The following is a 226-nucleotide window of genomic DNA, read 5'->3' on the forward strand; positions in this document are numbered from 1 at the left end:
TGGCAGCGCCACCGGGACTATCACCATCCATGCGCCTGATGACGTGTACGTTGGCGGCCAGCCAAGCATCGTGAACAAGCTGGAATCGGTCACTGGCGCCGATAACTTCGAGAAGCTGACCCTCGGCGACAACACCGTCACCACCACAGTGACGGACGAGCCAGGCACTGGTACTCCAGGCACCGGCAACGAAGGCGACAAGGTCTCCGTCACCATCGTCAGCAAT

Annotated in this window: 1 protein-coding gene; it reads left to right on the top strand. The window is 60.6% G+C overall.

Features of this window, described 5'->3' with window-relative positions; genetic code table 11:
- A partial coding sequence (locus IAE40_RS25605) for an immunoglobulin-like domain-containing protein (protein WP_200604076.1) occupies positions 1 to 226 on the top strand: 226 nt, incomplete at both ends.

This window comes from Pseudomonas sp. S44 (genome assembly GCF_016624805.1).
Lineage (GTDB): Bacteria > Pseudomonadota > Gammaproteobacteria > Pseudomonadales > Pseudomonadaceae > Aquipseudomonas > Aquipseudomonas machongensis.